Source organism: Marinomonas ostreistagni (genome assembly GCF_016461785.1).
Lineage (GTDB): Bacteria > Pseudomonadota > Gammaproteobacteria > Pseudomonadales > Marinomonadaceae > Marinomonas > Marinomonas ostreistagni_A.
This window is the reverse complement of the sequence record NZ_JAEMUH010000006.1, coordinates 80,191-93,669: the sequence shown is the minus strand read 5'-3', so window position 1 is coordinate 93,669 and position 13,479 is coordinate 80,191. Positions and strand designations below refer to the sequence as shown.

Sequence of the window (13,479 nt, the reverse complement as noted above, 5' to 3'; positions counted from 1 at the left end):
GTCTGTCTGTTTGGTATTGCTTTGATGTTAGAAAGCTTCGATGTTAGAAAGCTTGTTAATCATTCATACACGATGGTTTCACCATCTGCTGGTATCGCCACAAAGGCTTCAATTTGATTAAGCTGAACGTATTCTTGAAGCTCCGCTCGGGTTAGCAACAGGTGATTCACGGCTTCTAAGTGGCTGGCGACGATCTTAGCATGAGGGAGCACCAGATGAGTTTTCAAAATGTCTTCTTTGCCCATGATAATCGGACCGAAGTCTAAAACATGAGCCCAACCAGCATTGATAATGACGACATCAGGCTGCGCTGCTTTCATAGTCTTTTCAATGGCTGGCGTCCAAATGGAGTCGCCCACCAAATACAGAGTTTGTTCTGCGGGATGGGAGAAAATCACCCCTGTCACTTCTCCCATTCGGGCTGCCATATCAGGGTTTTCAAACAAGATATCATAACCGTGCTGACACTCGGTGGTGGTCAGCGTAATCCCGCGAAATTCTGCACCGTTCTCGATAATTTGAATATTGTTAAAGCCCTGTTTAGACAGCGTTTGGCGATCTTGTTCATTTTGTACCAACAACAGCTGATCCTTTGATACCACTTCTTGGGCTTTCGCATCCCAATGATCTGGATGCAAATGGGTCAACAAAATCACATCCACATCCAATATCTCAGCGATAGGCATAGGCAGTGGTGCCGTTGGATTGCGGACCTCCGAATTGACTGTGCCTGGCAAACCTGGATAAGCCCCTTGCTCAGCCAACATTGGATCAATCAAAAAGCGCACACCGCCATAATTAATGTGTAAGGTCGCATTGCGTATTTGGGTAATCTTCATCATAACTCCTGCTTAAAATGGTTAAGTCAGGGGATATAGTAGAAGTCATGGTCATAACGAAAAATTGGCCTTAGAGACATTCTTCAACGGAATTGGGCCAAAGTAAATGAGACTGTCTTTTGTACGAGCGAAATCCTTTCGCGATAAGGCCAGCAGTCTAGAAAATGCATCGTAGTACAAGTGAGGCCAGTCGACTGCTAGAACAATAACACTTAGCTCAACGAAGCGTACGCTATCGCAATGCTGATGACGACGTCACGCAAAGAGAGGTTCATGCATTTTTAGAAAGCTGGGCTAAAAAGTCACGGTCCCTGTGATTTTGAGCTTCTAAGAAAAGGAAGGGGCAGGCTTTTAATTTATCTCGCTGTAATAAATACAGTGCCTCCTCCGACAAAGAAGTGTTGAATAAAAAATCAAAACAGTAGGAAGACTATGGACAGCATTCAATTCCAGTCATTAAATACGGTCGCACCGCAAAAGTTGCTACCCATCTTGAACAAGACGAGTACTCGAAAGCATCTAATTCAGCATGATGTTTTTGATGAAAGCTTGGTTCGTCAATGGGTAAACGCCAAAATGGCGGAGGATGCTAAAGCGGGGTGTTTGGTGCGCGCCATTCTAAAGGGCGAAACGCTTATTGGTTGGTGCGGTATTCAACAATCTGAGCAAGGTCATGAGATTGCGATTGTGCTCGACGATAGCAGCTGGGGATTAGGAAAAACCGTTTTTAAACAATTGATGATTTGGTGTCACGAGCTTCAACACCATACTGTTTATATTCATTTATTGCATACACGTCCCAGCTACCGCTTTTTAGATAAGCTTGCACAGCGTACATTCGAGACAAATATGATGGGAGATAAATTTACTACTTATGAATTGAACGTTGAGAAAGTAGTAAGGCGAGCGCTAGAATGAGAAGTGTTAAAGGCATTTATAACAAGGAATAGAGATGACTGTTAAGGCACATTTCGAATTGTTGGCCACTTATAATCAGTGGATGAATAACAAGGTTTATGACGCAGCTTTACGACTCGACAATACAGAATTAACAAAAGATCGGGGGGCCTTTTTTGGCTCTATCCTTGGGACGTTGAATCATATCTATGTGGGAGACATTATCTGGCTGAAGCGATTTTCCTCTCATCCTACAAGCCCTTCTTTGCCTGATGTAATCGAGTTGCCAACACCCAGTCACTTAGATCAGATTCTTTTTGAAGATATTGGCGAATTAGCGAAGCAAAGGGCTTGGCTAGATAATCATATAATCCATTGGGTTGAGCAATTATCCGATCAAGACCTAGACTCACTTTTAAGCTATTACAATACGAAAGGCATTCCTGCGAATAAGCATTTTGGAAGTCTTATTCTTCATTTTTTTAACCATCAAACTCACCATCGCGGTCAAGTGACTACGTTATTATCGCAAGCGGGTGAGGAGGTTGGTGTAACGGATTTACTGGCGTTAATTGATCAAGAATCTTAATCGTCCAATCACACAAGAGATCAGGGAGTGTATCTCAATGAATTTAAAAAGCTTGTACTTAGTTTTATGTGTCGCAGGCATCGTACTGCCTTTTTCTCAATTCATCCCTTGGTTTATGGAATATGGCTTGGCACCTGATTTAATTCTTCGTGAGCTATTCAGTACACGCATAGGCGCTTTTTTTGGTCTAGATGTTATTGTTTCCGCTGTGGTTCTCATCGTGTTTATTCTGGTGGATAGCAGAAAGTACTTCGTTCCTATGCCTTGGTTACCTGTTTTATCGACTCTTTGTGTTGGAGTGTCCTTAGGGCTGCCTCTGTATTTATATATGCGCGAGCGCAACTTAGAAACGCACAATTAATTTTTTAGACCCTGCTTTAAGTAATCAATAAACCGATTCACTTTAGCAGGGCGCTTTTCTTGAGTGGACGAAACCAGTGCTACGATGTCCGCATTGGGGAGTTTGTAGTCCGGAAGTAGTTTGACTAAGCGTCCAGTTGTTTTTTGTCCCCATTCTCTCACTGCCTTTTAAGCGGCGCGAGGCTTAAAGCCTTGGTCGCTTCAAACCATCAATAATCAGTTGCTGGATTGCACTGCAGGTTTCTTCGAAGAATTTCTTATTCGATAAGTCTTTGCCTGTGATGGCTTTCACTTGAACATTAAAGTCTGCGAAGTGCTGGGTGGTTGACCAGATAAAGAAGATCAATTGAATAGGATTGATCGGCTTGATTTTCCCCTTACTGACCCAGCTTTCGATAACTTTGGACTTGTCTTGCAAGATGCTTTTCAGCTCGTTTTCCAGGTAGCCTTTTAGGATGGGCGCACCTTGGATAATCTCAAGACAGAATAGACGAGACGCTTCGGGTTGATCGCGAGACAGTTCTAGTTTCAAACGGATGTAGTTTTTCAACACATCTTCAGGGTCATCCACTTCTTCAAAAATGGTAATTGGCTTTAGCCAGTCATTGAGGATGTTTTCTAAGATCGTTAGATACAGCTCTTCTTTATTACTGAAATAGTAAAACAGGTTGGTTTTCGAAATGTCTGCACTGTTGGCGATTTGCTCAATGGTCGTGCCATGAAAGCCGTATTTCGAGAAGACAGACAATGCGGTTTCCAAAATGAATTGCCTTTTATCATCAAACTTCTTACGTCTACGTGCACCTGGTTCCAACTCGGTACGAGGCTTCTTTAATGGTTGAACCTTTGTGCCTTTAAGAGAAATGTCGGCTTTAGTCATTGAAAACGCTACTTCCTTACAGAGGGTTTTTCTTTTCGCTCAGAGCTGTATTGAGCATTGATTGTACCACTTGCTTCGCTGTGTGTGACTAACTTGATTTATTTGTCTCTTATCTAAGTTTTCCTGTGTTGAATATGCCTGATTTCTGCATCTTTTTAAGGGCTGGCTTCGACGCGTTTCTGACTCTTTAGGCTGTTTTTGATTCGTCTTTCGAGTGCACTTTTTGAGCAATTTAAGTGCGTAATGAAAATGCTTGCACCATTCTAGTTGGTTTAAAACAGACCATTTGGTCTGAAAAGATAGGGCTGTTTTTAGCTAAGTCTCTGTAAACTATAAATAAAAATTATTTGGCATCTTTCTTGATATAGATCAAAACGTGATCAATAAAATAGTTTGAAAGATACAAGGAGTTTTTATGCAAATTGGTGTTTTTATTCCGATTGGAAACAATGGTTGGCTTATCTCTGAAAATGCACCTCAGTACATGCCGACGTTTGATCTCAATAAAGAGATTGTTTTACGTGCTGAGCATTATGGTCTGGACTTCGCTTTATCCATGATTAAGTTACGTGGCTTTGGCGGTAAAACCGAGTTCTGGGATCACAACCTAGAGTCTTTCACGCTGATGGCGGGTCTTGCCGCAGCCACCTCAAAAATCAAACTTTTCGCAACCGCGGCCACTCTGACATTGCCTCCTGCCATTGTGGCGCGCATGGCATCCACCATTGATTCCATTTCCCATGGCCGCTTTGGGGTGAACCTTGTGACCGGTTGGCAAAAACCTGAATACACGCAAATGGGCCTTTGGCCAGGGGATGAGTTTTTCGCCTCTCGCTATGATTACTTGTCTGAATATGCGCAAGTACTGCGTGACTTGTGGGACGAAGGCAAATCCGATTTCAAAGGTGATCACTTCACCATGGACGATTGTCGCGTAAGCCCCAAACCACAAGACAAAATGAAAATCATCTGTGCTGGCTCAAGTGATGCGGGCATGGCGTTTTCAGCGAAGTTTGCCGACTACAACTTTATTTTTGGTAAAGGAGTGAACACCCCAAAAGCTTTCCAACCTGCGGTCAACCGTTTGCAAGATGCGACTGAAAAAACAGGTCGTGATGTGAGCTCGTTTGTTCTCTTTATGGTGATTGCCGATGAAACCGATGAAGCGGCGCGCGCTAAATGGGAAAGCTACAAAGAAGGTAAAGACGACGAAGCATTAGAGTGGTTAGGTGTTCAAGCCGCCAAAGACAAAACGTCTGGTTCGGATACTAATGTGCGTCAAATGTCGGACCCAACGTCAGCGGTCAATATCAATATGGGGACGTTAGTTGGCTCATACGAAACCGTGGCGAAGCTGCTGGATGAAGTGGCGGAAGTAGAAGGGACGGGCGGTGTCTTGTTGACCTTTGATCATTTTGTTGAAGGAGTGACCGCGTTTGGTGAACGCATTCAACCTCTGATGAAAACCCGTCAGCATGTGACGGTTGATGGGGAGTACGCTGCATGATTTCAGGGTATGCCTTAAATACTGGTGCGCAAGCGAGCAAGCTGATTCAAGCAGAGCCAGAGCCCATTTCGATTAAACCGAGTGAAACGGCTTTGATCGTGGTGGATATGCAAAACGCCTACACCACCATTGAGGGGTATTTGGACCTAGCGGGATTTGATGTCTCCGCGACGGCGCCAGTGGTGAAGAATATCAATTCAGCCATTGAACTGTCCCGCAAAGCCGGCATTCAAGTTGTGTTTTTACAAAATGGCTGGGATCCACAATACGTGGAAGCTGGTGGTGAAGGCTCTCCAAACTGGCATAAATCCAATGCTTTAAAAACCATGCGTAAAAATCCTGAGCTGGAAGGCCGATTTTTGGCTAAAGGGGGGTGGGATTATGCCTTGGTTGATGAGCTAACACCTCAGGAAGGAGATTGGGTCATTCCGAAAACCCGTTACAGCGGTTTCTTTAATACCAACTTAGACAGCATGTTACGTGCTCGCGGCATTCGAAACCTCGTGTTTACCGGTATCGCCACCAACGTATGTGTGGAGTCGACCCTGCGTGATGGCTTCCATCTTGAATATTTTGGAATCGCTTTGTCCGATGCAACGTATCCAGCAGGGCCGCCATCGGCCCATGACGCAGCATTGAAAAACATCAGTACGTTTTTTGGTTGGGTTGCCAGCCTAGAAGACTATCAAAACGCTCTCTCTGTATAAGGAATCATTCATGCCAAAGCAAACTGTAATGCCTAAAGGAACCGGAAAGCCACTTGCCCCTTTTGTCCCAGGAACGATGGCTGATGGCATTGTTTATGTATCAGGAACCCTACCATTTGATAGTGAAAACAATGTGGTCTACCCAGGGGATGCGAGTGCGCAAACACGCCATGTTCTAGAGATTATCAAAGGCGTAGTGGAAGAAGCGGGCGGCACCATGGCCGACGTGACATTCAATATGATCATGATCAAAGACTGGAGTGATTACGCCGCCATCAACGAAGTGTACGCGGAGTTTTTCCCTGGCGATAAACCGGCTCGATACTGCATCCAATGTGGTCTTGTGAAAGAAGCGGCGCTTATTGAGATCGCATCGATTGCTCATGTTGGCAAAGACAGCTAAGCACAGGCTAAGGAAGACCATGTATTACGAAATCCATGGTGATGCATCCCACTCTGAGGCGGTTTTATTATCCTCAGGGTTGGGAGGTTCTCATCAGTATTGGCAAGCGCAAGTACCGGAGTTAGCCAAACGTTTTAAGGTCGTAATTTACGATCAATACGGTACTGGAAAAAGTGCTGGTGTGCTGCCAAATGGCTACAAGATTGCCGATATGGCGACCGAAATCGAAACCGTTATGGCGCAAAGTGGAACCGAGTGCGCGCATATTATCGGACATGCCCTGGGTGGCTTAATTGGCTTGCAGTTGGCTTTGCAAAGCCCTGAAAAGGTCTCGAGTTTATTGCTTATTAATGCTTGGGATAAAACCGACGAGCATACCAAGCGCTGTTTCGACATTCGAAAATCGATTCTTAAGCAGGTCGGCTTGGAAGCCTATCTCCAAGCGCAGCCTCTATTTTTGTACCCATCCGAATGGATGAAAACCAATCGTGCGCTGCTGGATCGAGAGCTAGATCATCTTTTGTCATCCGGTTTTAGTAAAGACAACTTGCTCGCAAGAATCACGGCGATTGAAGCCTTTGATGTCTCTCAATCCTTGTCCGAGCTGGCTTGTCCAGTCGGTGTGGTGGCCAGCAAAGATGATCTACTGGTGCCGTATTCCTGCTCTTTGGAGCTTGATAAAAAATTAACCCAATCAAGTCTGTATGTCTTAGAACACGGCGGTCACGGATGCAATGTGACTGAACCGGAGGCGTTCAACCACATACTTGAGACGTTTTACGATGCTTTGCGTTAGGAGCAAAAAATGAAAGCAGAATTAGAACAGGCCAGTATTGAACAACTGTTTACCGCGGCAAGAACCCATAACGGATGGTTGAATAAAAGCCTAACGAAAGAGCAACTGGATGAGCTATATCGCTTAACCAGCCTTGGTCCAACTTCTGCAAACTGCTCTCCGGCTCGGTTTGTATTTGTAACCTCAGAAGAGGGCAAAGCTCGATTAGCCCCTACATTATCAAAAGGTAATCTAGAGAAAACCATGACCGCGCCTTTGACGGTGATCGTGGCCTACGACCGTAAGTTTTATGACCAATTACCGACCTTATTTCCTCACGGGGATGCGAAAAGTTGGTTCACCTCAAGTGAAGCGCTAGCCCAAGAAACCGCTATGCGTAACAGCTCTATGCAAGCAGCATATTTGATCTTTGCTGCACGAGCCATGGGGTTGGATACCGGGCCGATGTCTGGGTTTGATGTGGAGGCACTTAACCGCGAATTTTTTGCTGATACTGATTGGTCTGCAAATTTAATCATCAACATTGGCTATGGCGACGACTCTAAGTTGTATGGACGTTTGCCACGCCTACCAGCAGAGGAGGCATGCCTGTATGTCTGATTCTATTTCCACAAACGTTAATGGACAAACAACTGTCTTTGATGTGAGCGCCCTTGCTGTTGAGTCTCCGATTCAGAAAGAAGAGGTGTCCAAGCTTTATAGAGAAGGCATGTCGAGGTTGGGCGCATCGGTCAATGTCATCACCACGATGAGCCCAGTTGGGCCAGTTGGTTTCACCGCCACTGCAGTCACCAGTGTCACGGATACACCGCCAACGTTATTGGTTTGTTTAAACCGCTCTTCTTCGGTGTTCTCGGTTTTTGATCAAGCTGAGCATCTTTGTGTCAATGTGCTTGGGGCTGGGCAAGAAGCTGTATCGAGTACTTTTGCCAGCAAACTGACCCAGCCAGAGCGATTTGAGTTGACCCAATGGCAGCCGATGGTGACGGGCGCTCCGTCATTGACCGCCAGTGCAACCGTATTTGATTGTTGTATTACATCGCGTAATACCGTTGGTACTCACGAAGTATTTTTCTGCGAAGTGCTTGCTGTGGGGTTAGCCGAGGAAGCGACGAACTTAGTGTATTTCAATCGCAAATATCAAAGCCTGAGTTAACTGGTTTTGGTAGTTGTTTAGCTTTACGAAAATCCGGCAAACCTCTGAAATCTTAATAAAAACAAAGTCATGTTTGTGCAATGTGTAGGTGAAATGAGTGATTAACTAAAACTGTTTTCTAGTCGAATGGAGACGTAGAAATGAATTCAAGCATGAAAAAGATTGATGAGTTTTACGAGTTAGAAGTAGGGGATGATCTTAAGTCGAGCAAAAACTTCAATGAAGATTTAGCGCCGACAAAAGTCTCCGAGCGAACTTGGAGTAAATTTAATATCGCTGCGTTATGGGTTGGGATTGCCATCTGTGTGCCCACTTATACGCTTGGTGGTATCTTAACGAATTACTTTGGTTTATCTGTAGTGGAAGCGTTAGTGACGATCTTAATCGCGAACATTATCGTACTGATTCCGTTAACGTTAAACGCTTTTGCTGGGACCAAATACGGTATCCCTTTCCCTGTTATGCTGCGTTCTTCGTTCGGCATTAAAGGGTCTAACATTCCCTGTATGATCCGTGGCTTAGTGGCCTGTGGTTGGTTCGGTATTCAAACCATGTTTGGAGGCTTGGCCATCCATCTGTTTTTATCGTCGATCTCGTCTGCCTGGGCAAGCTTAGGTGGTATAGGAGAGGTGATAGGCTTTTTCATCTTCTGGCTACTGAATATCATAGTCGTACTCAAGGGAGCCAACTCCATCAAATGGCTAGAAACCCTTTCTGCCCCTTTACTTTTAATCGTGTCATTGGGCCTGTTGTTTTGGGCCAGCGGCAAGGTGTCCTACGTTGAGTTGTTAGCAACCCCAGCCAGCCGCCCAGAAACAGATGGTTTTGCTAAATATTTCTTTTCTGGCTTAACTGCTATGGTGGGCTTTTGGGCCACTTTGTCTCTGAATATTCCTGACTTTAGCCGCTACGCTAAATCGCAAAAAGATCAGATCATTGGTCAAGTCATTGGCTTGCCATTGACCATGTTTATGTTTTCGTCTCTGGGTGTGGTGATGACTGCTGCATCGGTACAAATGTTTGGTGTCACTATTTCGGATCCTATTTCACTGATCGGTCAAATCGAAAATCCATTTATTGTTGCGATTGCTATGGTCATGATTGTGATTGCGACCTTGTCAACGAATACCGCGGCAAATGTAGTGTCGCCTACTAATGATTTTCAGAACATTGCACCAAAGTACATTGATCATACCAAGGGTGTTTTGTTAACGGGGTTGGTTGGTATTTTGTTGATGAGCTGGGAGTTAATGAAAAAGCTAGGTTGGATCGCTTCCGATGTCAGTGTTGAAGGCTTTATTTCCAACTGGTTACTGGCTTATTCAAGCTTACTTGGCCCTATTGCGGGCATCATGATCGTTGATTACTTCATGATTAAAAAGCAGTCATTGGATGTGTTGGCGCTTTATAAAGAAGATGCTTATCCATCGGTTAATTGGACTGGCATGTTTGCATTTTTAATCCCTGTCTCACTGACCATAGTGGCAATCACTTTTGATACTTTGATGTGGTTTTACAATTACGGTTGGTTCACGGGAGCCGTGAGTGGAGCCGTGCTGTATTACGCCATTAGCCAGTTTAGCCCTAAGTCCTATGTCAGTTCAGAGCTATCTAATGTTTAACGTTGGATAACGCTATTTTTTATGTAACGTATCTTGATGGCACCTAATGCAATGGTTTTCACGATTGGGTTAGGTTGCCACTTTAAAAAAAGGATTCATGTGAATGAATAAAGTTGTACTCATTACAGGAGCCACATCAGGTTTTGGCCGAGCGGCTGCACTCAAGTTCGCTTCAGAAGGTTGGGCGCTGGTGATTACTGGCCGCCGTGAAGACCGCCTTCAAGCACTGCAAACCGAGCTAATGGAAACGGTTCCTGTGTTCTATAAAGTCTTAGATGTACGTAACCAGGATGAGATAAACGACTTATTGAATAATTTGCCTGAGCCGTTTAATGACGTGGCCTGTTTGATTAATAACGCAGGACTTGCTTTATCGCCCAAACCTGCACAGGAAACTGAATTGGCCGATTGGCACACTATGATCGATACCAATATTACTGGGCTGGTGAATATGACCCATGCGTTTCTGCCTACGTTAATCAAGGTTGGAGAGGGGGCGAGCATCATTAATGTCGGCTCGATCGCAGGACAGTGGCCTTATCCTGGAAGTCATGTATATGGCGCATCAAAAGCCTTTGTTCAGCAATTTAGCTACAACTTGCGCTGTGATCTTTTGGGAACAGGGGTGCGGGTGACAGATTTAGCGCCTGGGATTGCTGAAACAGAGTTTACCTTGGTGCGAACCGGAGGTGATCAAGCTGCATCAGATGCGCTGTATGCCAACACGGAAGCTCTGAGCGCAGAAGACATTGCCAACGCCATGTATTACATCGCAACGTTGCCGCCTCATGTTTGTATAAACCGAATGGAAGTCATGCCTACCATGCAAGCTTGGGCTCCGTTCGCGATTCACCGAGAATAACGTCTAAACCAGCGATTACGCAGGAGTACATTATGACAGCACTCAACACCATAGAAGACATCATCGAAGACATCCGTCAAGGCAAAATGGTGATAATAATGGACGATGAAGACCGAGAAAACGAAGGCGACTTAATGGTGGCTGCTGAAAAGGTCACACCTGAAATTATCAATTTTATGGTGTCAAAAGGGCGCGGTCTTTTATGTCAAACGATGACGGAAACGACAGCGAGACAGTTGGGATTAACGGCGATGGTGGCGCATAACACAGAGCAGTTTGGTACCAATTTTACGATCTCTATTGAGGCGGCTGAAGGGGTGACGACAGGGATTTCTGTGTTTGATCGTGCGCGAACCATTCACGTCGCAGCCGCACCGCAATCTACGTCGATGGATATCGTATCACCCGGTCATGTTTTTCCCATTGTCGCGAAAAAGGGCGGTGTGCTGGAGCGAAATGGGCATACTGAAGCCGGCTGTGATCTAGCGCAACTAGCGGGTCTAACACCTTCGTGTGCCATTATTGAAATCCTCAACGATGATGGCAGTATGGCTCGCCGTCCGGACCTTGAAATCTTTGCTAAATTATATGGGCTAAAGATCGGCACCATTGCTGATCTGATCGAATACCGGCGCTCTTTGGTAAACCAAAATACTGCTAGATCTGCAAAGGCGAATCCCCGAGTATTAGAGCTCGCTTAATAGGTTAAAAATAATGCTCTATTGCTAGATAGCGCTGTCGAATGTGTTCAATCAACAGCTTGAGCTTTTTGGGGAGCTGGCGTGTAAACGGATAAACCGCGTAAACACCGATCACTTTTCCGACTTGTTGAGGTAACAGGTCGATTAACTCACCGTTACGTAGGTCGTGGTACACCAGACACCTTGGCAAGTACGCAATACCGTGGCCGCCTAATGCGGCTTTTCTCAGGGCGATGGCGTTATCACTGGAGAAGATCCCTTCAACTGTAACGCGATAATTTTGCTCATCACCTTTAAATTCCCACTCATTGGCACCGTTTGTTTGAAAGGAATACAGCAAACAGTTATGTCCGACTAGTTCTTCAGGGGTCTGAGGTTTGCCGTGCTGTCGAATGTATCCAGGGGAAGCACAGACGATCCAATGAGAGTCTAAGATATGGCGAGCGATTAAGCTGGAGTCCTCCAGATAGCCAGTGCGGATGACTAAGTCGAAACCGTCTTTCACTAAATCCACAAACTGATTATTCAGCGACATATCGACCGTAAGTCCAGGGTGCATTTTGCAAAATTCCGCGACCGCATCAGCGAGCAAAAGCTCCCCTGAAATAGTTGGCACGGACATCTTGATATGACCTTGAATGGCTTCACCAAATCCAGCGACGGAGTTGGTAGCCTCTTGTGTGGCAAGTGCTACTTTTTGTGCTTTGATAAACAGCGCTTGGCCCCCTTCGGTAAGTGTTAGCTTTCGAGTAGTGCGATATAAAAGCTGGACATTGAGGGCTTTTTCTAAGCGCGCGATACGCTTGCTAACAACAGAATTGGTTAAGTTATTTAACTCAGCCGCTTTGCTAAAACTGCCTAACTCAACCACCTGTGAAAACAAAATCAGATCATCAGAATGCATAGGATTATGTTGTTTTTGGAAATAATGTTTTTGATTATGGGTATATATCATCTAAAGATAAACCATTAGATTCTCCTACAACAAAAATAATTCCACGCTTTTTGGGAGTGCAACAATGATCATTTCAGCATCGACAGACTATCGAGCGGCGGCAAAAGCGAAGTTACCACCGTTTTTGTTCCACTACATTGATGGTGGCTCTTACGGAGAACATACCCTACGACGTAACACGGATGATTTGTCGGATATCGCGCTGCGCCAACGTATCTTAAAGAATATGTCTGACTTAAACCTTGAGTCTGAGCTATTTGGCGAAAAGCTGTCATTACCCATTGCTTTAGCACCAGTCGGTCTGACTGGCATGTATGCCCGCCGTGGTGAAGTCCAAGCGGCTAAAGCCGCTGAAAACAAAGGCATTCCGTTTACACTGTCGACAGTATCTGTTTGTCCGATCGAAGAAGTCAGTGCGGCTGTTACGCGACCGATTTGGTTCCAGTTGTACGTTCTAAAAGACCGCGGTTTTATGAAAAATGTACTTGAGCGCGCGAAAGCCCAAGGCATTAAAAATCTAGTGTTTACGGTGGATATGCCAGTACCTGGTGCTCGTTACCGTGATATGCACTCTGGTATGAGTGGTCCTAATGCGGCGATTCGTCGTGTCATACAAGCCATGACGCATCCTGCTTGGGCATGGGATGTGGGCATTAATGGTAAACCTCATGATCTGGGGAATATTTCCACCTACCGTGGTGAACCTACGAAACTGGAAGACTACATTGGCTGGTTAGGCAAAAATTTCGACCCTTCTATTTCCTGGAAAGACCTCGAATGGATCCGTGATTTCTGGGATGGCCCTATGATCATCAAAGGGATCCTAGATACAGAAGATGCCAAAGACGCTGTACGTTTTGGTGCTGATGGGATCATTGTTTCCAACCATGGTGGCCGCCAGCTAGATGGTGTTATGTCATCTGTTCGTGCCTTGCCAGAAATCGCTGATGCAGTAAAAGGCGATATTAAAATTCTAGTGGATTCCGGCATCCGAACAGGTCTGGATGTGGTTCGTATGTTGGCCCTTGGGGCTGACTGTACCTTGTTAGGCCGTGCTTTTGTGTATGCGTTAGCCACTGCAGGCCAAGCTGGCGTTGAAAACGTACTGGATCTTATTGAAAAAGAAATGCGTGTAGCCATGACGCTTACTGGAGCGAACAGCATTCAAGATCTCAGCCGTGATTCATTGGTGATGTAACATCTAC

At 45.2% G+C, this 13,479-nt stretch carries 15 protein-coding genes and 1 pseudogene; 13 read left to right on the top strand and 3 right to left on the bottom strand.

Annotation, left to right across the window (positions count from 1 at the left end; genetic code table 11):
• Positions 1 to 59 precede the first annotated feature (59 nt).
• Positions 60 to 839: an MBL fold metallo-hydrolase gene (locus JHD44_RS07515; RefSeq protein WP_199462144.1), complete on the bottom strand. Its 780-nt coding sequence runs from the start codon at positions 837 to 839 to the stop codon at positions 60 to 62.
• 432 nt (positions 840 to 1,271) lie between these two features.
• Here JHD44_RS07515 and JHD44_RS07510 point away from each other — a divergent pair, with 432 nt between their 5' ends.
• The 3 genes from JHD44_RS07510 to JHD44_RS07500 are packed head-to-tail and all read left to right on the top strand — an operon-like array spanning position 1,272 to position 2,686.
• Positions 1,272 to 1,757, top strand: coding sequence for a GNAT family N-acetyltransferase (locus JHD44_RS07510; protein WP_199462143.1), 486 nt, complete (start codon positions 1,272 to 1,274; stop codon positions 1,755 to 1,757).
• A gap of 34 nt (positions 1,758 to 1,791) precedes the next feature.
• Complete coding sequence (locus tag JHD44_RS07505) at positions 1,792 to 2,325, top strand: DinB family protein (protein ID WP_199462142.1); 534 nt, start codon at positions 1,792 to 1,794, stop codon at positions 2,323 to 2,325.
• Positions 2,326 to 2,362: 37 nt separating this feature from the next.
• Positions 2,363 to 2,686: a DUF2834 domain-containing protein gene (locus JHD44_RS07500; RefSeq protein WP_199462141.1), complete on the top strand. Its 324-nt coding sequence runs from the start codon at positions 2,363 to 2,365 to the stop codon at positions 2,684 to 2,686.
• A gap of 183 nt (positions 2,687 to 2,869) precedes the next feature.
• Here JHD44_RS07500 and rutR read toward each other — a convergent pair whose 3' ends face one another.
• Positions 2,870 to 3,565 carry an HTH-type transcriptional regulator RutR gene (gene rutR, locus JHD44_RS07495; RefSeq protein WP_199462140.1) on the bottom strand — a complete coding sequence of 232 codons (696 nt, stop codon included), beginning with the start codon at positions 3,563 to 3,565 and terminating at the stop codon, positions 2,870 to 2,872.
• Between the two features lie 415 nt (positions 3,566 to 3,980).
• On the opposite strand from rutR, the gene rutA reads away from it, so the two are divergent.
• From rutA to ribB, 9 genes and pseudogenes are all read left to right on the top strand, one after another.
• Complete coding sequence (gene rutA, locus JHD44_RS07490) at positions 3,981 to 5,072, top strand: pyrimidine utilization protein A (RefSeq protein WP_199462139.1); 1,092 nt, start codon at positions 3,981 to 3,983, stop codon at positions 5,070 to 5,072.
• A complete protein-coding gene (gene rutB, locus JHD44_RS07485; protein ID WP_199462138.1) occupies positions 5,069 to 5,779 on the top strand; it encodes a pyrimidine utilization protein B in 711 nt (236 codons plus the stop codon). The genes rutA and rutB overlap by 4 nt, the downstream gene beginning before the upstream one ends.
• A gap of 10 nt (positions 5,780 to 5,789) precedes the next feature.
• Positions 5,790 to 6,182, top strand: a complete 393-nt coding sequence (gene rutC, locus JHD44_RS07480; RefSeq protein ID WP_133560219.1) for a pyrimidine utilization protein C — start codon at positions 5,790 to 5,792, stop codon at positions 6,180 to 6,182.
• Between the two features lie 19 nt (positions 6,183 to 6,201).
• Positions 6,202 to 6,978 carry a pyrimidine utilization protein D gene (gene rutD / locus JHD44_RS07475; RefSeq protein ID WP_199462137.1) on the top strand — a complete coding sequence of 259 codons (777 nt, stop codon included), beginning with the start codon at positions 6,202 to 6,204 and terminating at the stop codon, positions 6,976 to 6,978.
• Positions 6,979 to 6,987: 9 nt separating this feature from the next.
• Positions 6,988 to 7,578 (top strand): malonic semialdehyde reductase, encoded by a 591-nt coding sequence (locus JHD44_RS07470; protein WP_199462136.1) that lies wholly within the window; start codon positions 6,988 to 6,990, stop codon positions 7,576 to 7,578.
• On the top strand, positions 7,571 to 8,134 hold the full coding sequence (locus tag JHD44_RS07465; RefSeq protein WP_199462135.1) for a flavin reductase: 564 nt from the start codon (positions 7,571 to 7,573) through the stop codon (positions 8,132 to 8,134). The genes JHD44_RS07470 and JHD44_RS07465 overlap by 8 nt, the downstream gene beginning before the upstream one ends.
• Before the next feature lie 140 nt (positions 8,135 to 8,274).
• Entirely contained in the window at positions 8,275 to 9,756 is a 1,482-nt protein-coding gene (locus JHD44_RS07460) for an NCS1 family nucleobase:cation symporter-1 (RefSeq protein ID WP_199462134.1), read from the top strand.
• 103 nt (positions 9,757 to 9,859) lie between these two features.
• Positions 9,860 to 10,618 carry an SDR family NAD(P)-dependent oxidoreductase gene (locus tag JHD44_RS07455; RefSeq protein WP_199462133.1) on the top strand — a complete coding sequence of 253 codons (759 nt, stop codon included), beginning with the start codon at positions 9,860 to 9,862 and terminating at the stop codon, positions 10,616 to 10,618.
• A gap of 32 nt (positions 10,619 to 10,650) precedes the next feature.
• Positions 10,651 to 11,274 (top strand): annotated as a pseudogene (gene ribB / locus JHD44_RS07450) (3,4-dihydroxy-2-butanone-4-phosphate synthase); the annotation flags it as partial.
• Between the two features lie 49 nt (positions 11,275 to 11,323).
• Here ribB and JHD44_RS07445 read toward each other — a convergent pair.
• Complete coding sequence (locus tag JHD44_RS07445; RefSeq protein WP_199462131.1) at positions 11,324 to 12,223, bottom strand: LysR family transcriptional regulator; 900 nt, start codon at positions 12,221 to 12,223, stop codon at positions 11,324 to 11,326.
• Between the two features lie 115 nt (positions 12,224 to 12,338).
• On the opposite strand from JHD44_RS07445, the gene lldD reads away from it, so the two are divergent.
• Complete coding sequence (lldD, locus tag JHD44_RS07440; RefSeq protein WP_199462130.1) at positions 12,339 to 13,472, top strand: FMN-dependent L-lactate dehydrogenase LldD; 1,134 nt, start codon at positions 12,339 to 12,341, stop codon at positions 13,470 to 13,472.
• Positions 13,473 to 13,479: the final 7 nt, after the last annotated feature.

Coding starts and splice junctions, on each gene's coding strand:
- JHD44_RS07515 (WP_199462144.1), bottom strand. CDS start 839: ATGAAGATTACCCAAATACGCAATGCGACCTTACACATTAATTATGGC.
- JHD44_RS07510 (WP_199462143.1), top strand. CDS start 1,272: ATGGACAGCATTCAATTCCAGTCATTAAATACGGTCGCACCGCAAAAG.
- JHD44_RS07505 (WP_199462142.1), top strand. CDS start 1,792: ATGACTGTTAAGGCACATTTCGAATTGTTGGCCACTTATAATCAGTGG.
- JHD44_RS07500 (WP_199462141.1), top strand. CDS start 2,363: ATGAATTTAAAAAGCTTGTACTTAGTTTTATGTGTCGCAGGCATCGTA.
- rutR (WP_199462140.1), bottom strand. CDS start 3,565: ATGACTAAAGCCGACATTTCTCTTAAAGGCACAAAGGTTCAACCATTA.
- rutA (WP_199462139.1), top strand. CDS start 3,981: ATGCAAATTGGTGTTTTTATTCCGATTGGAAACAATGGTTGGCTTATC.
- rutB (WP_199462138.1), top strand. CDS start 5,069: ATGATTTCAGGGTATGCCTTAAATACTGGTGCGCAAGCGAGCAAGCTG.
- rutC (WP_133560219.1), top strand. CDS start 5,790: ATGCCAAAGCAAACTGTAATGCCTAAAGGAACCGGAAAGCCACTTGCC.
- rutD (WP_199462137.1), top strand. CDS start 6,202: ATGTATTACGAAATCCATGGTGATGCATCCCACTCTGAGGCGGTTTTA.
- JHD44_RS07470 (WP_199462136.1), top strand. CDS start 6,988: ATGAAAGCAGAATTAGAACAGGCCAGTATTGAACAACTGTTTACCGCG.
- JHD44_RS07465 (WP_199462135.1), top strand. CDS start 7,571: ATGTCTGATTCTATTTCCACAAACGTTAATGGACAAACAACTGTCTTT.
- JHD44_RS07460 (WP_199462134.1), top strand. CDS start 8,275: ATGAATTCAAGCATGAAAAAGATTGATGAGTTTTACGAGTTAGAAGTA.
- JHD44_RS07455 (WP_199462133.1), top strand. CDS start 9,860: ATGAATAAAGTTGTACTCATTACAGGAGCCACATCAGGTTTTGGCCGA.
- JHD44_RS07445 (WP_199462131.1), bottom strand. CDS start 12,223: ATGCATTCTGATGATCTGATTTTGTTTTCACAGGTGGTTGAGTTAGGC.
- lldD (WP_199462130.1), top strand. CDS start 12,339: ATGATCATTTCAGCATCGACAGACTATCGAGCGGCGGCAAAAGCGAAG.